Source organism: Alteromonas sp. MTD1 (assembly GCF_042848195.1).
Taxonomy (GTDB): Bacteria; Pseudomonadota; Gammaproteobacteria; order Enterobacterales; family Alteromonadaceae; genus Alteromonas.
In genome coordinates, this window is sequence record NZ_BTGG01000002.1 from 205,397 (window position 1) to 227,866 (window position 22,470).

Sequence of the window (22,470 nt, forward strand, 5' to 3'; positions counted from 1 at the left end):
AGATATGAGTTTAACGCGTGCTATGGGCTTTTCTTGCCCCTATTGTATGGCACCCAATGATGTTGAAATTGATGAAATGTATGATGTTGGCCAAACACAAGTGCTTGATTGTCAGGTATGCTGCCAGCCCATAGAATTAAGTGTGTATCAACACGGCGATGATATTTCGATACAGGCGGAGCGAGAAAATGACTAGGGTACTGTCGAGAAGCGATATAGATAACTTAGCACAGCGTTACCGCGCTAATTTAATTAATAGCTTATCGGGGTTTAAACCAGCAGTGTTATTGGGCACTACTGACGGTACTACACATAACCTCGCAGTTATTAGTTCGGTTGTTCACATTGGGGCAAACCCACCTTTGCTTGGCATGATTATGCGTCCGCACACTGTGCAGCGAGACTCGCTGGGAAATATCAAAAAGCAGGGCTTCTACACGTTAAATCATGTGCACACTAATTGGGTGGATAAAGCACACCAAACCTCTGCGAGATACGAAGTAGATGAGAGCGAGTTCGACGCCGTAGGGCTTACCGTACAAATGAGTGAACATTTTCCCGCACCTTATGTTAAAGAAAGCAGCATAAAGATGGGGCTGAAAGTTGCTCAGCATTTCACGTTATTGAACGACACTGAAATGGTAATTGGCGAAATTCATGAATTACATTTACCTAATGACATAATTACTGAAGACGGATACGCAGATATTGAAGGTGCTGGCAGCGCATGTATTTCGGGGTTAGATAGCTACCATAGTACATCGCGACTAGCGCAGTACACGTATGCGAAACCCAACGTTGAACTTAAACAAAAATGAACTAGCCTTAGCGTGAAAGGTCGAATTTCCCCAAGAGGGTGAAGTTTATTTAATGCAGATCAAATGATTTACAGACTTTTTATTCGATCTTTCTGCGAAAACAGATAGTATTTAAGTATGTACAAAAAACCTGCCTCTTTGGGCAGGTTTTTGCGTTTAAGGCGCTGAATAAAAAAGAATCATTATCGTTTCTGTCTCTAAGGAGAATATTATGAAATCTGTAAACCGCCGCGACTTTTTGAAGCTGTCTGGCTCTACGTTAATTGGCCTTACTTTGGGTGGCGTTGCACTGCGAGCGCAAGCGCAAGAACAACTTAGCGCAGACGATGCAACCGCAAAGGCGCTTAATTATAAGCCAGAGTCAACGGTAGATGGCGCGAAGTGTTCTAACTGCATGTATGTGCAAGGTTCAGATGGTGAGCAGTACCGCCCTTGTAACATTTTCCCTGGAAAACTCGTTAATGCAAATGGTTGGTGTAGTGCTTGGGTGAAAAAGCCAGGCTAGGTCGCAAATTAGCTAGCTAACCGAAAATGTCTAAGTTTTTCAAAAGCCTCGTGTAAGTGGGGCTTTTTTGTATCTGTATATTTCTTTATATTTGCGGCCCCGTATTAAAAAGCGTTAGCTTTCATTTATATGTAACTGCTGCTCTACCAGTTTATCGAACAAATTCTCTAGCCTAAACCGTGTGAGTAATGCTTGATAACGGCCGTCTTCAAAAAATTTCTTCAGTGTCGCATTAAACTGCGCGCGCAACTTTGGGTTGGGAATACCTGCACAGTATGCTGAAACCGGAAAAAGCTCGTGAATAGTGACAGCATCGTCAGCATAGGCGTCATTTTGCGCTTTAAAGTAGCTAAATATGTTTCTATCCATAATCACCGCATCTACGCTTCCCAACATTAGCATGTTCACTTGCCTGTCTTGCCTTGCCATTTCGAGATAATTCGGTTGTGACGCAAGGGTATTGCCATATTCCTTACCAAGCACATTTTTAGCAGTTTGAAAGGCAATGATGCTTTTTCCTCTTAAGCTGGCTAAGCCATTTACCTTAATGTTTCTGTCTTCACGGGTAACAGCAACATTTTGATACACCACATAGGGGTCGCTAAGAATATCAGCCGACACCTTGTGCGCTTTGTTTAGGGTTAGTGCGATATCTACGGCATCATCTTTTAGCAAGCGCGCTGTTCGTCCGAAAGGGACATAAATGGGAGACAGTTCGTGCCCTAACTCTTTCAAAATGGCACGAGTCAGCTCTAATTCAAAACCAGAATGATCGGCTGACATAACATAAGGCGGTTTGTCCCATCCAACCACCACATCTAATTGTTCAGATGAAGCGATGAATGAATACAGTAAGACTGTAAATAAAGCGGCTATGCGCATAAGTGTAATGTGCCTTCTTCATAAGCAGCGTTTTATAGTATGACTATAATGCTTTCTATTTAATTAACCAGCATACAAAAGGCTAGTTTGCTAACCCTTTGCGATAAGGCCACTCACTCATAAATGATTGCCAATTTGCGCATAGCTTTTTGCCAGTGCAGGGCGATAGTCGCACTGTTTAATTTGCATTGCTGCATTTTGTTTAAATGTCACCAGTTGTACAATAGAGGAAATACCTTAGTAATAGAACATTATGGCTTGGCTACAATTACGAATTAACACAACGTCTGATACCGCTGAAGCAATTGGCGACATGATGACCGCTAACGGCTCACAAGCAGTAACTTATGTTGACGCAAAAGATACCCCCATGTACGAGCCTAAGCCTGGCGAAGTATTGTTATGGCCAGATACGCAGGTAGTGGGTTTGTTTGAAGCCGATGCTGACATGAAAGGCATTCTCGCACGTTTGGGCAAAGCCAAGGTGTTGGGCAAAGATTTTAAATACAAGCTAGAGCCATTAGAAGATAAAGACTGGGAACGCGAATGGATGGACAACTTTCATCCTATGCAGTTCGGTGAGCGTCTTTGGATATGCCCAAGCTGGCGGGACGTTCCAGACCCTACTGCAGTAAACGTGATGCTAGACCCAGGGCTTGCTTTTGGCACTGGCACACACCCCACCACAGCACTTTGTCTTCGCTGGCTTGATGGCATTGATATGACGGGTAAAACCGTTGTGGATTTCGGCTGTGGCTCGGGCATTCTTGCACTTGCAGCCCTGAAACTTGGAGCGAAACGCGTTATTGGTATCGATATCGACCCACAAGCGCTTCAGGCCACCGAAGAAAACGCACGCCGAAACGGTGTAGAAGACCGTTTAGACGTATACCTACCAGAAAACCAACCATCCCTAGAAGCCGACGTTGTGATGGCCAATATTCTATCGGGCCCACTTTTAGAACTGCAAAGTATTATTACTGGATACTGTAAAAGAGACGGCCTTCTTGTGCTGTCGGGTATTTTAGCCGAACAAGTAAACAGTATTGAAAGCGCCTATAAACAAGATATTGACCTTGAGCCAAGTGCCATTGATGGAGAATGGGCACGGGTGTCGGGGAAAAAACACTAACAAATTGTTAATTTTTTTCACATTACAGCCCTTTTAATTCGGGGGCTGTAAGACTTTTGATTAAATTTCACACAATAAAACTACGTTAGCTCTTTAATGTGACAGTTTTTTTTCACTGTCAAGAGCACTTAGTGAAATTTTGTGTGATTTTTAGCCTTTTCAAGCATTGCGAAAACGCGTACACTTAGCGCCCCGTTTTAGCCGGGTGTTTAATTTCTGTGCAGTTTTAGATAACGAGCTATACGACAAACCATGCAAAAATCAATACAAATTGGACCATACGCGTTAGAGAACAATTTGATGTTGGCTCCCATGGCTGGCGTTACTGATAGGCCATTCCGCCAATTGTGTAAGCGCTTAGGTGCGGGGCTTGTGGTGTCTGAAATGCTTTCGAGTAATCCGAAGGTATGGAACACCGCGAAGTCGCAAGCTCGAATGAATCACGAGGGCGAAGAAGGTATTCGCTCAGTACAGATTGCTGGGGCCGATCCTGAGCTTATGGCTCAAGCGGCGCAATTCAATGTTGAGAACGGTGCGCAAATTATCGATATCAACATGGGTTGCCCTGCCAAAAAGGTGAATAAGAAGCTTGCAGGCTCTGCGTTGCTTCAATACCCAGACACAGTGGAAGCGATCATTAAAGCCGTAGTTAATGCGGTAGATGTTCCGGTAACGCTGAAAATTCGCACCGGCTGGAATCCAGAAAATCGCAATGGGGTTGAAATAGCCCGCATTGCAGAGCAAAACGGCATACAGTCGCTCGCGGTTCACGGCAGAACACGAGCATGTATGTATAAAGGAGAAGCAGAGTACGACACCATTCGCAAAATAAAGGCAGCAATTTCGATTCCTGTCATTGCAAATGGCGATATTACTTCTCCTGAAAAAGCACAAAAGGTATTAGATTACACCGGAGCGAATGGTGTGATGATAGGTCGCGGCGCGCAGGGTAGGCCTTGGATTTTTAATCAAATTCAACACTACCTTGAAACGGGCGAGAACCTAGCACCACCTCCGTTGTCAGAGCAGTATGAAATTTTGCGCGAGCATGTAACAAACGTGCAAGATTTTTACGGTGACATCTCTGGTGTGAGAATAGCCCGTAAGCACGTGGGCTGGTACCTTTCGGAACATGATACGGACCGTCAGTTTCGTAAAACGTTTAACGCTATCGATGATGCAAATGAGCAACTCGAAGCACTTAATGCATATTTTCAAGCGCTGCAAACACGAGAAACCCGACAGATTTCTCCTGCAGCATAGTGATGACTAACTTAAGAGCAACACAGTATTATGTTCGATCAAAACGTGACTTCACCTTTTACTACTACAGTAACTACGCCTTCACAAACGCAAGCACAAAAGCCACTGCGTGATTCTGTAAAGCAAGCGGTTAACAAGTACCTAAAGCAACTGGACAACGCTAACATCGATAACCTTTACGAAATGGTATTGGCAGAAGTTGAAGCGCCGCTGCTAGAAGAAGTCATGACTTACACACGCGGCAATCAAACCCGCGCGGCCATCATGATGGGCATCAACCGTGGCACACTTCGCAAGAAGCTAAAGCAATACGGCATGAACTAAGATTCCAAGGGCTTTGCCCTCCAAAGAGCACCACACGGTGCTCTTTTTGTTTCAACACTACAACATTAGAAACTTAAAATTTATGCAAACTCCAAAACCTATAAAACGTGCTCTCCTTAGTGTCTCTGACAAAACTGGTATCCTCGATTTCGCGACAGCGCTGCATAACGCTGGCGTAGAGCTTCTGTCGACGGGCGGTACTGCGAAATTACTGGCTGATGCTGGCTTACCTGTTAAAGAAGTCTCTGATCACACAGGTCACCCAGAAATTATGGCTGGACGTGTAAAAACACTTCACCCGAAAATTCACGGTGGCATTCTTGCTCGTCGCGGCGTTGACGAAGCAGTAATGGAAGAAAACAACATCGCACCAATCGACTTGGTAGTGGTAAATCTTTATCCATTTGCCGCCACAGTGGCCAACGAAGACTGCACGCTAGAAGACGCTATTGAAAATATCGATATCGGTGGCCCAACAATGGTGCGTGCAGCAGCGAAAAACCATAAAGACGTTACCATTGTTGTAAATGCGTCTGACTATGGTCGCGTGCTTGCAGAAATGAATGACAATGCAGGCTCATTAACGTACAACACGCGCTTTGACCTTGCGATTAAAGCTTTCGAACACACTGCTGAATACGACGGCATGATTGCAAACTACTTTGGTGCGCGTTTAGACAGCACGGGCTGCGAAGCAGATTGCGACCACCAGCACAGTGAGTTCCCACGCACGTACAACATGCAGCTGACTAAGAAGCAAGACCTTCGCTATGGCGAGAACAGCCACCAAGAAGCAGCGTTCTATGTTGAAAACAACATCCAAGAAGCGTCTGTGGCTACCGCTACCCAGCTACAAGGTAAAGAGTTGTCATTCAACAATATCGCCGATACCGATGCCGCGCTTGAATGCGTTAAAGAGTTCGAACAGCCAGCATGCGTTATCGTAAAGCACGCTAACCCTTGTGGTGTTGCTATTGGTGACGACATTCTAAGTGCCTACGACCGTGCTTTTAAAACCGACCCAACATCAGCGTTTGGTGGCATTATTGCGTTTAACCGCGAACTAGACGCCAAAACTGCCCAAGCCATTGTTGACCGTCAATTCGTTGAAGTGATTATTGCACCAACGGTAAGCGATGAAGCGAAAGAAGTGGTTAGCGCGAAGAAAAACGTGCGTCTTCTTGCGTGTGGCGATTGGGCTGGTCAACTTACTGAAGGCTATGACTTCAAACGCGTAAACGGCGGGCTACTAGTGCAAGAGCGCGACTTCGGTATGGTTGAAATGGAAGACCTAGAAGTTGTGACAAAGCGCAAGCCAAGCGAAGACGAACTTCGTGACCTTATGTTCTGCTGGAAAGTAGCAAAATACGTGAAGTCTAATGCCATTGTTTACTGCAAAGATGGTATGACAGTGGGCGTAGGTGCAGGCCAAATGAGCCGCGTATACTCTGCGAAAATTGCAGGCATTAAAGCAGCGGATGAAAACCTTGAAGTAGCAGGCTCTGTAATGGCGTCTGACGCATTCTTCCCATTCCGCGACGGCATCGACGCTGCAGCTGAAGCCGGTATTAAAGCGGTTATTCAGCCAGGCGGTTCAATGCGCGATCAAGAAGTCATTGATGCCGCTGATGAACACGGCATTGCTATGGTGTTCACAGGCATGCGCCACTTCCGTCACTAATTGTACGCTATCGCTTTGCGAGCGAACGCACGCACGCACGCACGCACGCACGCACGCACGCAAATGAAGCACCTCTGCGGCGCCAATGCCATAGAGGTGTTTTATTTAAAGTGTTTTATCGAAGGCGCTTGTCACAATATCCCTGTTCAAAGGGCTATATAATTAAGCGTCCTTAAAGCGCCTCAAACCTAAAGCGATAAAGATACGATTTATTCTGTTGGGGTGTAGAGTGACTGTCATGGTTAACTGGTAGGCTTGATCTGTCCTACAGTAAATTGTAGTAATACTGTTATCACAATTGACAACACCTACGACAGAAAGGAAATAAAAATGAAGAAGTTAGCCCAATTCGTGTTAGCCGCTACACTTGGTATGTCATCAGGCTTTGCTACTGCCGATGCTATTTCAGACGCCGCCATGAGCGACCTACGTACATCTAAAGCAAAAGCGCGTGACGAATACCGCAACCCTCAACAAACACTGCGCTTCTTTGGCCTTCAGCCTAATATGACAGTAGTTGAAGTGTCTCCAGGTGGTGGTTGGTATACCGACATCCTTTACCCTGTAGTTAAGGAAAGCGGCAAGTATGTTGCGGCACACTTCTATGTAGATGAAAACTCAAACGAGTACTACAAAAAAGCACTAGCAGCGTTTAAAAAGAAGACCGAAGCCGGTGAAAAATACCAAGGCGCTACCGTTACTGCATTCCACCCAACAAAAGCATTAGATATTATTGATGCTGGCACCGCTGATATGGTGCTTACTTTCCGTAACGTACACAACTGGTACATGCGCGAAGGCGATGAAGGCATCGACAATGCGTTTGGCGCGTTCTTCACGGCACTTAAGCCAGGTGGTGTATTGGGTGTGGTAGAGCACGAGCTTCCGGAAAGCGCTGAAAATGATGCAATGCAGAAAAGCGGTTATATGAAGCGCAGCTATGTAGTTGCAGCAGCTGAAAAAGCAGGCTTTGTATTAGAAGCCAGCAGCGATGTTAACGCAAACCCAATGGACAGTGCAGACCACCCTAAAGGTGTATGGACACTGCCACCACGTTTAGCGTTAGATGACCAAGACCGCGAAAAATACATGGCGATTGGCGAGAGTAATCGCATGACACTAAAATTTATAAAACCTAACAAATAACACACAAAACGGAACAGTTCATGAACGTACTTGTAATTGGCGGCGGTGGCCGCGAACACGCGCTGGCTTTCAAAGCTGCGCAGTCTTCTGATGTATCAACAGTTTTTGTAGCGCCGGGTAATGCAGGCACTGCAACCGAAGCAAAGCTAGAAAACGTAGCAATTGATGTTAACGATATTGCTGGGCTAGTTTCTTTTGCTAAACAAAACAACGTTGAACTGACCATTGTTGGTCCTGAAGCGCCGCTAGTTGCAGGTGTTGTAGATGCGTTCGTTAATGAAGGCCTAATGATTTTCGGGCCTACACAAGCCGCTGCGCAGCTTGAAGGCTCGAAAGCTTTCACTAAAGACTTTCTAGCACGCCACAATATTCCTACTGCCGAATATCAGAACTTTACCGAGATAGACCCTGCCATTGCTTATGTACGAGAAAAGGGCGCGCCTATTGTGGTTAAAGCTGATGGCCTTGCTGCAGGCAAAGGCGTAATTGTTGCCATGACCCTTGAAGAAGCCGAGGACGCAATTAAAGACATGCTAGCAGGCAACGCGTTTGGTGAAGCAGGCAGTCGTGTTGTTATTGAAGAATTCTTAGACGGTGAAGAAGCGTCGTTCATCGTAATGGTAGACGGTAAAAACGTGCTGCCTTTTGCCACCAGCCAAGATCACAAACGTGCGGCAGATGGTGATAAAGGGCCAAATACAGGCGGCATGGGCGCCTATTCACCAGCACCAGTGGTTACACCAGACATTCATAACCGCATTATGGATGAAGTGATTATGCCAACCGTGAATGGCATGGCATCTGAAGGCAACGACTATGTTGGCTTTTTATACGCGGGCCTAATGATAATGGCTGACGGTACACCGAAGGTTATTGAATATAACTGCCGCTTTGGCGACCCTGAAACCCAGCCCATTATGCTTCGCCTTCAGTCTGATTTAGTACCGCTTTGCCAAGCAGCCTGTAAAGGTGAACTAGCAGGCAAAACCATTGCTTTTGACGACCGAGCAGCCGTAGGCGTTGTACTAGCCGCGGGCGGCTATCCGGGCAGCTATGACAAAGGCGACGAAATCACTGGCTTTGAAGAAGCAGAAAAACTTGAAGGTAAAGTTTTCCACGCGGGTACAGCGCTTAAAGACGGAAAAGTAGTAACTGCTGGCGGTCGTGTGCTTTGTGCGACAGCACTAGGCAATAGCGTAACTGAAGCGCAGCAAAAAGCGTACGAATTGCTTAAAACCATTCAGTTTAAAGACGTTTACTTCCGCAACGATATTGCATATCGAGCCATTGCCCGCGAGGCAAATGCACAGTAAGTGCTAACAAAATAAAAAAGCTGAGTACCTGTCACTTAGCTTAGTGGACGCAGCAATGCGCTGCGTTCACCATTTATTCTTCCTCATAACAATAAGTCTTTTCTAGCCGTCATGGTCACCGTCGCATCAGTAAACAACGTTTTCTACGTTGCTTAAATGGCGAAAATCCAGCGCCTTTATTAGATAAGCTTAACCTTTCTATCCATCCCAAAGTTTGCGATATGTTTTAGACCATGTATGTTTAATAAGTATGAGTTCAGGTAATTCGCTGTGTCAGGCGAGAAATTCATACAAATAGAGAGGTATCACCTGATGTTAAATAGCAAAGCCTTTGTGGCAGTTGCGGTAGTGTCATTGGCCATTATTGTGTCGTGGTTTGCATTTTTCGCTAAAGAGCCAGCGCCAGACTTTACTGCTTACGCCGCTGGCCCCGACAGAAAAGCCGCATTCTTTGAATACTTCACCCCTATTGTTGTAGATCTAAACAAAGAATTCGTAGCTGACAGACAGCAAATTGAAAGCGCATGCGATACTGGTAAAACAAACCAATTAAACGAATTTATAACAAAATTCCGTATTGAAGACGATGAACTAGAACAAGAGTCAGCCTGTACGATTTTATTGCGCCGTGCTGATATTATTCCGGTGTCATTAGCGATAGCACAAGCGGCTAACGAGAGTGCGTGGGGTACATCTCGATTCGCCAAATTAGGCAACAACTTTTTTGGCCAGTGGTGCTTCACCAAAGGCTGTGGAATTGTGCCTAAATCGCGAGACACCAATAAAACCCATGAAGTGGCAGATTTTCGCTCGCCTGCCGATTCTGTAAAAAGTTACATGTTAAATTTGAATACCCATGATGCTTACAAACCCCTACGTAATATTCGACAGAATCTTCGCAAAAAAGGAGAAGCGATTACTGGCGTTGCATTAAGCTATGGCCTTAACAAATACTCTGAGCGTGGGGACGAATACGGTAAAGAACTACGCGACATGATTAGCTTTAATAAACTTGGCTCGCTGGACAAACTTGACGCAAATGTACAAGAAGATGACGCCGAATAACTTGGTAAGCCTCTCGAGAATACGCTTCTAGGTGCAAGCAGCCAAACAGGAGTTGCAACGTTTGTGACTCCTTTGCTAACTTCACTCCCCTTGATTCTTATCTCACATCAGCTTATAACTAGTACCCGTCATTCCCAACAAGAATCCCTATGTCTGTAAAACATCCTATTATTGCAATAACAGGTTCTTCTGGTGCGGGTACCACTACCACAACCAACGCCATTCGCCACATTTTCAGAAACTTAAATGTGAATGCAGCAGTGGTGGGCGGTGACAGCTTCCATCGCTTTACGCGCCCTGAAATGGAAGTTGAAATTCGTAAAGCCCAAGAACAAGGCAGACATATCAGTTATTTTGGCCCCAAGGCCAATGACTTTGAGTTACTCGAATCACTTTTCAGAGAATATGGTAGCTCGGGAACGGGCCAATTTAGACAATACCTGCATACGTTTGATGAAGCTGTACCGTTTAATCAAATGCCAGGTACCTTCACGCCATGGCAAGACCTGCCTCAAAATACAGACCTTTTATTTTATGAAGGCCTGCATGGCGGCGTTAAAACAGAAGAAAACGACGTAGCTAAACATGTAGACCTGTTGGTAGGCATGGTGCCAATCGTAAACTTAGAGTGGATCCAAAAGATTGTGCGCGACACTACCGACCGCGGGCATTCTCGCGAAGCGGTAATGAGCAGTATCGTTCGTGGCCTTGACGACTACTTCCATTATATTACGCCGCAGTTTTCACGCACTCACGTTAACTTTCAGCGTGTACCAACTGTAGACACTTCAAACCCATTTAGTGCTCGCGAAATTCCTACTCAAGACGAAAGCTTTGTAGTGGTGCGCTTTAGACGTGAAATGAAAAACGTCGACTACCCGTATTTATTGAAAATGATCGACGGCGCCTTTATGTCGCGCATCAATACATTGGTGGTGCCAGGTGGAAAAATGGGCTTAGCCATGGAGCTAATTCTGTCTCCGCTGCTTGAGGATATTCTTAATAAGAAGCGCAGAGCAGGCCATCAGATGGACTGGTTAAGCACCGACGAGTAGTGCGTTTATTTCCTGAATATACATTTTTCACAGTGTACTCTTAGCGCTACGCATTGTTAACACTACGTATTACTAGAGCTATGCGTTCTTCGCTCTTTAATGTCTTGCACTATACATTTTTACTATATCAATATATTTACAACTGTAAGTCGTATTGTGTGCGTAACTGGTTCAGTCTAGTGGGAAAGAACCAAGGAAGCGCACTGTATGACAACATTTACCAGCCAACAAATTTGGGTAAACCAAGAAAACCTTAGCCAAACAAAAACCGTGCAAACCACCTTTGATATAGCGCAGTTGCATGAGGATGAGGTTTTGTTAGAAACCGACAGTTTTGGTTTTTCTGCAAACAACATTACCTATGCCGCGCTGGGTTTTAAAATGGGCTATTGGGGCTTTTTTCCCACCGAAGAAGTTGGCTTTGGCATAGTGCCTGTGTGGGGCTTTGCCACGGTTAAAGCAAGCCGCCATGCAGATGTTAAAGAAGGCGAAAAAGTATTTGGCTACTTGCCTATGGCAAACCATTGGATAATAAAAGCCGGCAAAGTTGCCGACCATGGTTTTAGCGACATTCACGAAAAGCGCAAAAGCATTAGCCCCGTGTACGACCAATACCTTCGCTGTGCTAAGGACCCAGGCTACAACCCATCTAGAGAAGCCTGGCAGTTAAACTTTAGACCGCTGTATATGACCTCGTTTGTGCTAGACGACTTTGTGGCCGATACCTCTAACGGTGAATCCTTGTTACTCTCTAGCGCTTCAAGTAAAACCGCGCTGGGCACCGCACAGTTGCTTAAAGATCAAAAAGCGAAGCGCAATGCCCGCTATCGCGTTATCGGTCTTACTTCTAAAAGTAATGTAGACATGGTGAAGGCATCAAATTGCTACGATGACGTACTGAGCTATGATGATGTTGCGGCACTGTTAAGCGCCGAACAATATTGGTTATTAGACTTCGCAGCAAACGGCGCGCTTATAAACGCACTTACTGACGTGCTAGGTGAAAAGCTAGCAAAGGTTACGCTGATTGGCGCTACAGACTGGAAAGCAGAAGAAAAACCAAACCCAAAAGCATTAGATGCCGAAATTTTCTTTGCACCTGCACGCGTTAAGCTGCGCCAAAGTGAATGGGGGCACCAGGCATTTTTGGCGAAGTACGCAAGTGCATGGCAAAGGTTCGCCACCCAACTTAGCGATACCTTCTTTGAGCAACACGTTAATGGAATAGAGGCAATAACATCGTTATATCTTTCAACCTTAAGCGGTGAAGCCGATACAAAAGCCCTTAATGTTCTAATGTTCAAATAGGAACAGCTATTGCTAAGGTGCTGTTCAGGCCGCTCTTTTTAAAAATAGCGGCTAGCGCTTAAGCTAATAACGGGTTGATTTTATTCAATAGACACTATTTGTAACAATCACTACACACCTTTTACGTTTTCTCTCTTTTGTATTTCTTACCTTGTGGTTATAGTGAAAGAAAAAGTATTTCAAAAGGTATGAGTATGGGTCAGGAAACCTCAAAAATTCTCGTTGTGGATGACGATATGCGTCTTCGTAGCCTACTAGAGCGCTATTTATTAGAGCAAGGTTATCAGGTTCGCAGTGCCGCAAATGCAGAGCAGATGGACAGATTGTTAGAGCGCGAGAATTTTCATCTTATGGTGTTAGATCTTATGCTGCCAGGCGAAGACGGACTTTCTATTTGTCGTCGACTTCGCCAGTCTGAAAACGATATGCCCATCATCATGCTTACTGCAAAAGGCGACGAAGTAGACCGAATCATTGGCCTTGAAATGGGCGCAGATGACTACCTACCCAAACCGTTTAACCCAAGAGAATTATTAGCGAGAGCGAAAGCCGTATTGCGTCGTCGCAGCTCTGAAGCGCCTGGCGCACCGTCTAAAGATGTGCAGATTATTGAGTTTGGCGACTTCAAACTTAACCTTGCTACCCGCGAAATGACAGCAGCTGATAAGCCGCTTACGTTAACCAGCGGTGAGTTTGCGGTATTAAAATCGCTTGTAACGCACCCTCGCGAGCCATTGTCTCGTGACAAACTCATGAACCTAGCAAGGGGGCGTGACTACAGTGCACTTGAGCGCAGCATAGACGTGCAGGTTTCACGTTTGCGCCGCATGCTAGAAGCAGACCCTGCAAACCCTCGTTATATACAAACCGTTTGGGGTTTAGGCTACGTATTTGTGCCAGACGGCGAACAAGTTTAGCTTCACCATGTACTTCCAGCTCAGCAGCACGATTTTGTCTAAAGGTTTGCCATGCGCTTAATTCCAAAGAGTGCGTTTGGGCAAACCGTAATGCTTATTGGCATCTTGCTGCTGATAAACCAAATTGTGTCTTACGTTTCTGTTGTTACCTACTTTATTCAACCAAGCTATCAGCAAATAAATAGTCTGCTTGCCACACAGGTAAAAGCCGTGCTGGCTAACGATCTGCTTGTCACCAACCAAAAAACCCGCGACGAATACTTTCAGAAAACCCAAGTATCGGTGTTTGATGAAAGCGTAGCGCGTAAGAATGGCCTTGAAACGGCGGTGTACTACGGCTTCATTTCATCGCAGGTAAGTAAGCAATTAAATCAACTGGCAGACGTACGAATTAGTACTGCCACGCAAGCTAGCGACGAAAGCGCCCCGTATATTGTTTGGATATCGTTAAACCGGTATCCCGACACCTGGATTTCCATTCCCATACTTGGGTTAAACGAAGCCAACATTTCACCGCTTACTATGTACCTGATGGTAATTGGTATCTTAAGTGTTGCCGGTGGCTGGTTGTTTGTAAGGCGCATGACCCGCCCACTGAAGGCGTTACAGAAGGCGGCTATTTCTGTGGGTAAAGGTGAACATCCTGCGCCGTTGCGTGAACAAGGCAGCACAGAGATGATTCAGGTTACACGCGCGTTTAATCGAATGAACCAAGGTATCAAGCAGTTAGAAAACGACCGCAATATCATGACTGCGGGTATTTCTCACGATTTGCGCACGCCATTGACGCGAATTCGTCTAGCGTCTGAAATGCTGCCGGAAGATCAAGACTGGATAAAAGACGGCATCGTTAAAGATATTGAAGATATGAACGCCATTATCGACCAGTTTATTGATTATGCGCGCTATGACACCGAAGAAGTAACTCAAGAAACCGATCTTAACGCGATTATTGCTGAACTAGTTCAAGCGCGTCATCTTGACGAAAAGCACCATATTGAGCTAAAGCTAAATGCTATACCACCGCTACCACTGCGTCGTATTGCCATGAAACGGGTAATAGACAACTTGATTGAAAATGCTTTTAAGTATGGCTCGGACGACATTGCAATAAGTAGCTTTTATAACCGTCACGAAAAGCGTGTGTACTGTAAAGTGCGCGATTTTGGACCAGGTATTCCACAAGACGAATTGAACAACGTGTTTATGCCGTTTGCACAGGGCGATAAAGCACGAAATTCATCGGGCTCAGGGTTGGGGCTTGCCATCATTCGACGAATAATTGAAGCACACGACGGCGAAGTAACCCTTCGAAATCACCCTCAACAAGGTCTTGTAGCCGAGTTCTATATTCCCTTCTCGCCCTTTAAAGACCTTCCCAACTAGTAAAGTTAGCCGTTAGTTTAAGCCTGAATTTGCTGCTTTATTTTTCTGCTGTAGCCATAGGTTGCTAGCCAGAGTAAACATCCGCCTACGGGAATTACCCAAAAAGCGGTGGAAAGCGGTACGAAGTTGGCCCATAGCCCAGTTGAAAATGAAGACACTTGAACGCCTGTAGAATTGCCGATAATAGCAATACCTGATAGAACCGGCCCATTGTCGCTATCGATATTCATGGCTGCTGACAGTGCCAGTGGAAATAATCCGCCCAATCCTAAACCTAGTAGCAAGTTACCCGCACCGATACCATACAGACTTGGTATTAACTTAACGGCAAACACGCCTGCAAGTGACGCGCTAGCCATTAAAAGCATCATGCGATGCACCGACACAAAACGCAGTAAGAAAGCGAAGGTAAGACGACTTATGACCATGCCCGCGGTAAAACACGCTAACAGGTTGCGCGATTGTTCACCCGTAAAACCAATACCGTTTTGCGCATAGCTTACAAACCAGTTTGCGTTACCAAATTCCACCGCGCCGTAGCCAAAACTTAGCAGCGCCAAAAACATAAAAACGGGCTGCTTGATAATAACGCCAAAAGCCAGTGTTTGCTTTGGCGCTTTGGACTGCCCTTTAAGTACTTTGGCCTGAGAGCGTGCTGCAACAAACGCATAGCAAGACAGTACCAACATAACGCCAGCAAGCACTTGAATGGGCAGGCGCCAATTCTCTTCAATAAGGTAAAGCAACGTCACAAAGAACGATGCAGCGAACGTGCCTAAACTGAACATGAAGTCCATAAGTCCCATCATAGTAAAGCGCTTTTCGGCGTACATTCGCGCTATGAGTGTATGGCCAATGGTAAAAATGGTGGAGCTAACAACACCAATAAACACAGCTAATACTAAAAACCATTGCCACGAACTCAGCATTGATACCATAAGCAGCAACAGAGTGTTAATGCTAAACAAACTGGCTAGTAATGGCATGAACTCAAATCGGCTTGCATATTTACCGCCAAGCACAGCACCTAACATCATGCCAACCGAAAACAAAGAAAACAGCGCACCACTTACAATTTCAGACATCGCTAATTCTGTGGCAATGTTGGGCAGCAGAATACCCCACAAAATAAACAGTTTTCCAATAAGGAAAAAGCCCGCAAAAATAACAATAGTGGCAGCAAGTCGGCTCATTAACGCTCCGTTTTGTTTTGCGAAAAAAAGGTGAGAAAGACATGAGTACAAGGCGCAAACCGCACCTTGTACTGATTATGAAACCGACTTTATGTTACGTGAGGTATAAGTAGAAATATACTCTGATATAGCACGCAGGGCAGATTACTTTGCCAGTGTAACAACCACTTCTTGCTGGTAATCACTTAAGAATGTAACCGAAAGCGTCTTCTTCTCATCATCCCAACGCATATCAGCAGCTTTATCATTAACTGATGCCGAACGCGGCTTTTTAGACAAACCGTGCACTACATAAGTCACTTCACGGGTTTTCGGCATGCCAATATAACTCCCGTCACTGTGAAGAATTAGTTCAAGCGTACCGTTCTTTGTGGTAGTTGCAGTGAAATGAAGCGCAGAGTACAGCCCCTTTTCAACTGTGTTTGGATTTACGCCATCATCGTCATAAAACGTGTATTCCGATGCGCTTACACTTTCATCATGCCAATAGTGCATAGTGAAAGCCTTCGCTGAATATGCTTCGGTACGAGACACGCTTTCAACCATAGGAACAAAAGCACCTGCTTTCACCCAAACGGGGAAGTTTTCTTGGGTAAGCGGGTATTCAACCATTTGTCCGCCTTGGTATTTAGTATCAGAAAAGAAATCGAACCACACACCTTCAGGCAGTGAAGTTTGCCACGCGCTTTTATTTGGCTCGGTAACCGGTGACACTAAAAAGGCATCACCCCACATATAACTGTTTGCGTCTTCAAACCACTTGTCTTCATTAAACGCCATTGCCAGTGGGCGCATAAGCGGCATACCGGTAAGGGAATTCTCAATAGCCAGTGAATAGTTGTAAGGCAGCATTTTATAGCGCAGTTTTATAAAATCGCGAGCAATAGACTTTACAGGGTCGGCGTGAAAAATAGGCTCAGGCGCAATGTTATCTTGCGCATGCGGCCTAAATACCGGCGAGAACGTACCGAACTGTAGCCATCTTGTATATAACTCTGCATCGAAGGTTTCTCCGCCTGCAAAGCCACCTAAATCTGAATGGGTATAAGCCAAACCAAACACGCTCATTTGCAATGCCAGTTCAACCTGTGGCTTTAATCCACCCCAGCTTCTGCTTACATCGCCCGTCCAAGGCACCATACCAAAGCGTTGGCTACCTAAAAAGCCAGAGCGCATTAATACAAAAGGGCGAGTGTTAGGCTGAAGCGCTGTTAAGTTGTTATAAACAGTTTTAGCCCACTGATGGCCGTAAGCATTGTGCACTTCTGCGCCACTTACTTTTGTCGACTGCCACATGTGCTGAATATCGTCTGGGTGCACTTCAGGCTCGCCTAAATCGCCCCACCAACCAGCTACGCCTTGCGCAGCAAGTTTTTCGTAGTATTGCCAAAACCAGTTTTGTCCATTTTCACTGAACACATCGACTAGCCCGGTATTGCCGAAATAAAAATCGAACGTGTAAGGGGTGCCATCGTCTTTAGTGGCTAGTGCATTTGCACTGGTTGCGCTATCCCACTGCTTTGATGTGGTTAAAATAAATGGTTCGGTAATCAATACCGTTTTTACATCTTGCTCACGAAGGCTAGCAATCATGGCTTCTGGCTCAGGAAACGCTTCTTTATCCCAGCTTAAATTACCCATATGCCCTTTTATGTCTTTACCAAACCAGTAAAGGTCTAGTACTACAGCATCGACAGGAATATCTTGCTGGTTAAATTGATCAACAACATCCATTACCTGCTGCTGCGATTTGTAGCCAAAGCGAGATGCAAAGTTACCCAATAACCAACGCGGTGGAAGTGGCTGCTTGCCCGTAACAGCTACTGTTGAAGTTACCGTATCTTCTAAACTTTCCCCCAACACCATAATGTAGCTGGCGCGGCCGCCTTGTGCGCTAAACAGTAATTCGTCGCTGTTAGTTTTACCAATGTCTAACGTACCAGAAGCGGTGTTATCAAACAGAACGCTGTAATTTTTCGACGACATCACTGCAGATAAACCGTAATACATTTGGTTCGAAGACGTGGTGTAGCCATAATGCGCTTTATTGTACAGCGGCATGCTGTGACCACGACGATCCATGCCTAAAACACGCTGACCGCCACCATACAACTTTTCATTTTCATCTAACGTAAAAGACAGGCTTACACCATTTTCCGAAATGCTCAATCCACCTTGTTCTTTCGCTACTACTTTGCCGTTTACAGCGTAGCTAATGGCGTGAGTCGCTTTATCAACATGGGCAGCTATATTATTGAATTTAAGGGTAACGGTTGTTTCGGTTGCTACTAGCTCAATATCGCCCGCGATGTTTTTTGAAACCGCACTCAAGGTTTTTTCAGGAAGTGCCATAGAAGGCAGATTTGCGTAAGGTGTACCCTCACTATCCGTAAGGTAGGTTACTTGAAAGCTGTTGTTATGCAGCGCCCTAACCGTAAAGTCGTTGGTATCCGTATCGATGGTAAGCGTTGCATTTTCAAGTGTTGCTGTTTGTACTTCCGCTAGCGTGCTAGCCGAAAAAAATGCCAAACCAGCACATGCTAGTGCTACACGCTGTTTCCTGTCTATCATGCTTAAAACCTTTTTTATGCTTCGAGCGATGCGCACTAAAACAACGAAGCGCGCTTAATTAAAGCCCATTTATGTACGATGAATGATAGCCAGTGCATCGCTCAACTTAAATAAACATACGTATTCATAATGTTAAATTTGTTAACAAGCTACGCTTTAGGCATTAACCGTAGGTTTTAAAGGCACAAAAAAGCCCGCACGAAAGTGCGGGCTAAACATCAATCACGTTGAGCGTGATGAACGTTGGGAAGGGTCAGACAGATAGCTAATTTAAAATGAATTAGTTACCCGGACCAGCTTTTACGATAGCGTCGCTAACGTCATATTTTTCAAAGTTCTGTTTGAAGTCGTTAACCAAGTTGGCTGCGTATTCTTCGTATTTCGCTTTATCTGCCCATGTGTTTTGCGGAACAAGCAAGTTGCTGTCAACACCTGGAATAGCTACAGGCACGTCAAGGTTCAATGCGTCGATGTGCTGTGTTTCAACGTTTGCAAGCTCACCCGATACAATTGCATCAATAATGGCACGCGTTGTTGGAATATCGAAACGACTACCTGTTCCGTAAGGACCGCCAGTCCAACCGGTATTTACTAAGTAAACTTTAGCGCCAAATTCTTTTACACGCTTGATCAGTAGCTCAGCGTAAACACCTGCTGGGCGCGGGAAGAATGGCGCACCAAAGCATGTAGAGAACGTTGATTCGATATCGCTTGTAGAGCCAATTTCAGTTGAACCTACTTTTGCGGTATAGCCGCTAAGGAAGTGATACGCTGCCGCTTCTTCGCTTAGTACCGAGACCGGTGGTAGAACGCCGCTTACGTCACAGGTTAGGAATACAACAGAGCGAGGCTCGCCACCACGGTTTTCTTCAACACGTTTTTCAATATGCTCAAGTGGGTAAGCAGCACGTGAGTTCTGCGTAAGTGATGTATCGGTGTAGTCTGGCGTACGTGTTTCATCTAGCACTACGTTTTCTAAAATAGTGCCGAACTTAATAGCATTCCAAATTACTGGTTCGTTCTTTTGTGAAAGGTCGATACATTTAGCATAGCAGCCGCCTTCAATGTTAAATACGCTGCCTGGTGCCCAGCCGTGTTCATCGTCACCAATTAAGAAACGTTTAGGGTCTGCAGACAATGTAGTTTTACCGGTACCTGAAAGACCGAAAAACAACGTAGTGTCACCTTCTTCACCCACATTTGCCGAGCAATGCATAGGCAAAACGTCTTTTGCTGGAAGTAGGAAGTTTTGTACAGAGAACATGGCTTTCTTCATTTCGCCCGCATAACGCATGCCCGCAATCAGTACGCGCTTCTTAGCGAAGTTGATGATTACAGTACCGTCGCTGTTTGTACCGTCGCGCTCTGGGTCACAAGTAAAGCCAGGCACATTTAGAATTTGCCATGGTTGCTCATTATTTACATTCCACTGATCAGGAATGATAAATAGATTACGTGCAAACACATGCTGCCACGCAGTTTGCGTGCGAACTTCAAGCGGTAAGGCGTGATTTACATCAGAGCCTACTTGAAGGTGAGACATAAAGTGTTCTTGAGTAGCGAGGTAAGCTTCAACACGACTCCACAACGCATCAAACTTATCTGAGTCGAAAGGTTTGTTCACCTTGCCCCAATCAATGTCGTTCTCGGTTGTTGGCTCTTTAACAATAAAACGATCGTTTGGTGAACGACCCGTGCGCTTGCCCGTTTCAACTACCAATGCACCGTTTTTGTCTAGCACACCTTCACCGCGTTTTACCGCGCGTTCGATGAGCTCTGCGTTAGAAAGATTAACCAACGGAGCTACGTTTAGCTCGGTTGGATTTGAAGCTGCTGCGGTCATACCTGTCACCCTATACGTAATTTTTCAAAAGCACTTTCAAAAAAATACCACTCGCTAGAGTGTAAAGTAAACAAAGGCTTTGGCGCATTTTTAAATTATATAACCACTATTTACCGCCCTCCACTTTCATAAATATTGTAAATTAATTACAAAGCAAACCTTTTCATTGCATATTAATTCATGAATTTAGCAAAAAGCCGTATTCCTGATCGCTTAATTTCCTAATAAAAAAACATGTAATATTTTTTGAAAATTTTCAGCTTCACTTTCATAAAAAGAAAACACTGCGTGCAGACATAGTTTGAACACTTACCAATGATTAAAAATCAACCAAATGTGAAGTGTTATGGCTTTCAAGAAGAAGCGGAGGAAAGGCGTAAAAACTGCTAGGCGGAAACTGCTACTTAAAAACTGCTAAATGAAACAGCAAAACAATGCACACGCTTGGCAAAATTCAGAAACAAAAAAGCACCTACGTTTACCTTTGCAAACTAGGTGCTTTGAATGATTAACGCTTCACGTATTTATTACCTGTCGATAAACGTGAGCTCTGCTTACCGATGAAGTAGCCTACCGATAAATTGGCCTATTGCTAAATTGGCGTTAATTAAGCGTTAAATTGTCAGGTTCAACACTACTGATTTGAAGCCGGAGCACCAAAGTTGCCATTGTGAATAGCTTCTACGTCAATGCTATCGAAGCGGTATTCCGCATGACAGTATTGGCAATTCATTTTTACTGCGCCTTCTTCTTCAATAATGGCAAGAAGCTCTGCTTTTTCTACGTGACGCAACGCCTCTGCGCTGCGCTCTTTCGAACACGTACACGCAAACGACACATCTTTTGCTGGATATACTTCAACGTCTTCTTGGTGATAAAGACGATACAAAATATCTTCTACTGATAACGAGAACATTTCTTCTTGCGTTAACGTTTCAGTTAGCTTGGTAATATGCGCAAACTCATTTGCTTGTGACACATCAGTGGCGCTGGCATCAGTTGGTAACACTTGAAGTAAAACACCAGACGCTTTCGCATTTTCAGGGTCGCTTAAATCCGTTAATAAATGCACGCTGGTCGCAAGCTGCTCTGACTGCTCGAAGTAACTTTCAATACATTCAGATAAACTAGGTTTGTCTAGGGCAACAACACCCTGATAGCGTTCGCCCTCATCTGGGGTAATAGTAATAACTAATACCGCTTGTGTTAACAATTCAGAGAATGTTTCAGGTAACGTAGCTAACGATTCATCCCAACGGGCAACACCGCGAAAGGTTTGATCGTGTGTTGCATTAATTACTGCGTAGCTTACCGGGCCTTTACTTTGAATTTGGAGCGACACTTCGCCTTTAAACTTCAACGTTGCCGTAAGCAGCGATGTTGCAGCCGCCATTTCGCCAAGCAGCGTTTGAATTTGAACGGGGTACTCGTAGCTATGCACAATTTGCTTCAAGCTTTCGTTCAGCCTTACTAGTTCGCCGCGCAAGTTTGCTTGAGTAAATAGAAAGCGGTGTAATTTATCAAAATCGCTCATAGGTATTCCTGTCTTGCAACACGTTACTGCTGCTTAAAATTAATAATCTGTCTTCGTTGCTTTTTGTCGGGTCGTTTTTCAGGCTTAGGGCTGTGAAATGCGTTCATTTTTCTTGCCGCCTGATTTTCTTCACGTTTTGTTACACTTTCACTGGTTTCTTCATAAAGTGCTTGCGCTAGCGGTGCGCTTAAGCGCTTATCACTTAAGCCTAGCACCTTTATTTCACGGTAATCCCAACCAGACGGAACTTTTACCATGGCATTAAGCTCTACATGCTTACCAGGTTTAGCCCTTTGGCCGTTGTACTGAACCTTCCCCGACTGCACCATATCTCTGGCTATTGCTCGGGTTTTGAAGAACCTTGCAGCCCACAGCCACTTGTCCAGCCTGACGTTTTGTGTTGTATTGTTGCTTTCCGATTGGCTCATGTAATAATTTCGTAATGGTGGAGCTTTAGTGTTGTGACCCCCACCTTTACTAGGCTATTATGGGTTTTGCTAAAGCGCGGTTAACCAAAAATTCACTTTATTATAA

At 45.0% G+C, this 22,470-nt stretch carries 20 protein-coding genes; 14 read left to right on the forward strand and 6 right to left on the reverse strand.

The window, feature by feature from the left end:
* Positions 1-4: 4 nt before the first annotated feature.
* The 3 genes from ACGHAV_RS03560 to ACGHAV_RS03570 all read left to right on the forward strand — a co-directional run bounded on the left by ACGHAV_RS03560 (position 5) and on the right by ACGHAV_RS03570 (position 1,323).
* Positions 5-196, forward strand: a complete 192-nt coding sequence (locus tag ACGHAV_RS03560) for a CPXCG motif-containing cysteine-rich protein (protein WP_334013984.1) — start codon at positions 5-7, stop codon at positions 194-196.
* Complete coding sequence (locus tag ACGHAV_RS03565) at positions 189-818, forward strand: flavin reductase family protein (protein WP_390376536.1); 630 nt, start codon at positions 189-191, stop codon at positions 816-818. The genes ACGHAV_RS03560 and ACGHAV_RS03565 overlap by 8 nt, the downstream gene beginning before the upstream one ends.
* A 211-nt stretch (positions 819-1,029) precedes the next feature.
* Positions 1,030-1,323: a high-potential iron-sulfur protein gene (locus ACGHAV_RS03570; RefSeq protein ID WP_334013986.1), complete on the forward strand. Its 294-nt coding sequence runs from the start codon at positions 1,030-1,032 to the stop codon at positions 1,321-1,323.
* A 114-nt stretch (positions 1,324-1,437) separates the two neighbouring features.
* Here ACGHAV_RS03570 and ACGHAV_RS03575 read toward each other — a convergent pair whose 3' ends face one another.
* Complete coding sequence (locus tag ACGHAV_RS03575; protein WP_390376540.1) at positions 1,438-2,205, reverse strand: substrate-binding periplasmic protein; 768 nt, start codon at positions 2,203-2,205, stop codon at positions 1,438-1,440.
* A gap of 253 nt (positions 2,206-2,458) precedes the next feature.
* Here ACGHAV_RS03575 and prmA point away from each other — a divergent pair, with 253 nt between their 5' ends.
* The 11 genes from prmA (at position 2,459) to envZ (ending at position 14,795) form a co-directional block, all read left to right on the forward strand.
* Complete coding sequence (gene prmA, locus ACGHAV_RS03580; protein WP_390376543.1) at positions 2,459-3,337, forward strand: 50S ribosomal protein L11 methyltransferase; 879 nt, start codon at positions 2,459-2,461, stop codon at positions 3,335-3,337.
* A 264-nt stretch (positions 3,338-3,601) separates the two neighbouring features.
* Positions 3,602-4,600 (forward strand): tRNA dihydrouridine synthase DusB, encoded by a 999-nt coding sequence (dusB, locus tag ACGHAV_RS03585; protein ID WP_390376997.1) that lies wholly within the window; start codon positions 3,602-3,604, stop codon positions 4,598-4,600.
* Between the two features lie 30 nt (positions 4,601-4,630).
* Positions 4,631-4,924 (forward strand): DNA-binding transcriptional regulator Fis, encoded by a 294-nt coding sequence (gene fis, locus ACGHAV_RS03590; protein ID WP_012520109.1) that lies wholly within the window; start codon positions 4,631-4,633, stop codon positions 4,922-4,924.
* 82 nt (positions 4,925-5,006) lie between these two features.
* Complete coding sequence (purH, locus tag ACGHAV_RS03595; RefSeq protein ID WP_390376548.1) at positions 5,007-6,605, forward strand: bifunctional phosphoribosylaminoimidazolecarboxamide formyltransferase/IMP cyclohydrolase; 1,599 nt, start codon at positions 5,007-5,009, stop codon at positions 6,603-6,605.
* A 330-nt stretch (positions 6,606-6,935) separates the two neighbouring features.
* Complete coding sequence (locus ACGHAV_RS03600; RefSeq protein WP_390376550.1) at positions 6,936-7,751, forward strand: class I SAM-dependent methyltransferase; 816 nt, start codon at positions 6,936-6,938, stop codon at positions 7,749-7,751.
* A 20-nt stretch (positions 7,752-7,771) separates the two neighbouring features.
* Positions 7,772-9,064: a phosphoribosylamine--glycine ligase gene (purD, locus tag ACGHAV_RS03605; RefSeq protein WP_390376553.1), complete on the forward strand. Its 1,293-nt coding sequence runs from the start codon at positions 7,772-7,774 to the stop codon at positions 9,062-9,064.
* 312 nt (positions 9,065-9,376) lie between these two features.
* Complete coding sequence (locus ACGHAV_RS03610; protein WP_390376556.1) at positions 9,377-10,129, forward strand: glucosaminidase domain-containing protein; 753 nt, start codon at positions 9,377-9,379, stop codon at positions 10,127-10,129.
* A gap of 149 nt (positions 10,130-10,278) precedes the next feature.
* Positions 10,279-11,184, forward strand: coding sequence for a phosphoribulokinase (locus ACGHAV_RS03615; protein WP_334013993.1), 906 nt, complete (start codon positions 10,279-10,281; stop codon positions 11,182-11,184).
* Positions 11,185-11,391: 207 nt separating this feature from the next.
* Complete coding sequence (locus tag ACGHAV_RS03620; RefSeq protein WP_390376559.1) at positions 11,392-12,492, forward strand: DUF2855 family protein; 1,101 nt, start codon at positions 11,392-11,394, stop codon at positions 12,490-12,492.
* Between the two features lie 194 nt (positions 12,493-12,686).
* A complete protein-coding gene (ompR, locus tag ACGHAV_RS03625) occupies positions 12,687-13,409 on the forward strand; it encodes a two-component system response regulator OmpR (RefSeq protein WP_390376562.1) in 723 nt (240 codons plus the stop codon).
* A 51-nt stretch (positions 13,410-13,460) separates the two neighbouring features.
* Positions 13,461-14,795: a two-component system sensor histidine kinase EnvZ gene (envZ, locus tag ACGHAV_RS03630; RefSeq protein ID WP_334013996.1), complete on the forward strand. Its 1,335-nt coding sequence runs from the start codon at positions 13,461-13,463 to the stop codon at positions 14,793-14,795.
* A gap of 17 nt (positions 14,796-14,812) precedes the next feature.
* Here the strand turns inward: envZ and ACGHAV_RS03635 are convergent, their stop codons facing one another.
* The 5 genes from ACGHAV_RS03635 to hslR all read right to left on the reverse strand — a co-directional run bounded on the left by ACGHAV_RS03635 (position 14,813) and on the right by hslR (position 22,364).
* The gene (locus ACGHAV_RS03635) at positions 14,813-15,988 is read right to left on the reverse strand and encodes an MFS transporter (RefSeq protein ID WP_390376565.1); all 1,176 of its coding nucleotides are present in this window, start codon (positions 15,986-15,988) and stop codon (positions 14,813-14,815) included.
* A gap of 144 nt (positions 15,989-16,132) precedes the next feature.
* Positions 16,133-18,559: a TIM-barrel domain-containing protein gene (locus ACGHAV_RS03640; RefSeq protein ID WP_390376568.1), complete on the reverse strand. Its 2,427-nt coding sequence runs from the start codon at positions 18,557-18,559 to the stop codon at positions 16,133-16,135.
* A gap of 280 nt (positions 18,560-18,839) precedes the next feature.
* The gene (locus ACGHAV_RS03645) at positions 18,840-20,402 is read right to left on the reverse strand and encodes a phosphoenolpyruvate carboxykinase (RefSeq protein ID WP_390376571.1); all 1,563 of its coding nucleotides are present in this window, start codon (positions 20,400-20,402) and stop codon (positions 18,840-18,842) included.
* Between the two features lie 634 nt (positions 20,403-21,036).
* The gene (hslO, locus tag ACGHAV_RS03650) at positions 21,037-21,936 is read right to left on the reverse strand and encodes an Hsp33 family molecular chaperone HslO (protein ID WP_390376574.1); all 900 of its coding nucleotides are present in this window, start codon (positions 21,934-21,936) and stop codon (positions 21,037-21,039) included.
* Between the two features lie 23 nt (positions 21,937-21,959).
* Positions 21,960-22,364 carry a ribosome-associated heat shock protein Hsp15 gene (hslR, locus tag ACGHAV_RS03655; RefSeq protein ID WP_390376577.1) on the reverse strand — a complete coding sequence of 135 codons (405 nt, stop codon included), beginning with the start codon at positions 22,362-22,364 and terminating at the stop codon, positions 21,960-21,962.
* Positions 22,365-22,470 lie beyond the last annotated feature (106 nt).

What these genes read in the sequence shown, in the direction of transcription:
- hslO (WP_390376574.1), bottom strand. Translation starts at nt 21,936, where the DNA reads ATGAGCGATTTTGATAAATTACACCGCTTTCTATTTACTCAAGCAAAC.
- purH (WP_390376548.1), top strand. Translation starts at nt 5,007, where the DNA reads ATGCAAACTCCAAAACCTATAAAACGTGCTCTCCTTAGTGTCTCTGAC.
- ACGHAV_RS03610 (WP_390376556.1), top strand. Translation starts at nt 9,377, where the DNA reads ATGTTAAATAGCAAAGCCTTTGTGGCAGTTGCGGTAGTGTCATTGGCC.
- ACGHAV_RS03640 (WP_390376568.1), bottom strand. Translation starts at nt 18,559, where the DNA reads ATGATAGACAGGAAACAGCGTGTAGCACTAGCATGTGCTGGTTTGGCA.
- ACGHAV_RS03560 (WP_334013984.1), top strand. Translation starts at nt 5, where the DNA reads ATGAGTTTAACGCGTGCTATGGGCTTTTCTTGCCCCTATTGTATGGCA.
- purD (WP_390376553.1), top strand. Translation starts at nt 7,772, where the DNA reads ATGAACGTACTTGTAATTGGCGGCGGTGGCCGCGAACACGCGCTGGCT.
- ACGHAV_RS03620 (WP_390376559.1), top strand. Translation starts at nt 11,392, where the DNA reads ATGACAACATTTACCAGCCAACAAATTTGGGTAAACCAAGAAAACCTT.
- prmA (WP_390376543.1), top strand. Translation starts at nt 2,459, where the DNA reads ATGGCTTGGCTACAATTACGAATTAACACAACGTCTGATACCGCTGAA.
- ACGHAV_RS03565 (WP_390376536.1), top strand. Translation starts at nt 189, where the DNA reads ATGACTAGGGTACTGTCGAGAAGCGATATAGATAACTTAGCACAGCGT.
- ACGHAV_RS03600 (WP_390376550.1), top strand. Translation starts at nt 6,936, where the DNA reads ATGAAGAAGTTAGCCCAATTCGTGTTAGCCGCTACACTTGGTATGTCA.
- ACGHAV_RS03645 (WP_390376571.1), bottom strand. Translation starts at nt 20,402, where the DNA reads ATGACCGCAGCAGCTTCAAATCCAACCGAGCTAAACGTAGCTCCGTTG.
- hslR (WP_390376577.1), bottom strand. Translation starts at nt 22,364, where the DNA reads ATGAGCCAATCGGAAAGCAACAATACAACACAAAACGTCAGGCTGGAC.
- ACGHAV_RS03570 (WP_334013986.1), top strand. Translation starts at nt 1,030, where the DNA reads ATGAAATCTGTAAACCGCCGCGACTTTTTGAAGCTGTCTGGCTCTACG.
- ACGHAV_RS03615 (WP_334013993.1), top strand. Translation starts at nt 10,279, where the DNA reads ATGTCTGTAAAACATCCTATTATTGCAATAACAGGTTCTTCTGGTGCG.
- ACGHAV_RS03635 (WP_390376565.1), bottom strand. Translation starts at nt 15,988, where the DNA reads ATGAGCCGACTTGCTGCCACTATTGTTATTTTTGCGGGCTTTTTCCTT.
- envZ (WP_334013996.1), top strand. Translation starts at nt 13,461, where the DNA reads ATGCGCTTAATTCCAAAGAGTGCGTTTGGGCAAACCGTAATGCTTATT.
- ompR (WP_390376562.1), top strand. Translation starts at nt 12,687, where the DNA reads ATGGGTCAGGAAACCTCAAAAATTCTCGTTGTGGATGACGATATGCGT.
- fis (WP_012520109.1), top strand. Translation starts at nt 4,631, where the DNA reads ATGTTCGATCAAAACGTGACTTCACCTTTTACTACTACAGTAACTACG.
- ACGHAV_RS03575 (WP_390376540.1), bottom strand. Translation starts at nt 2,205, where the DNA reads ATGCGCATAGCCGCTTTATTTACAGTCTTACTGTATTCATTCATCGCT.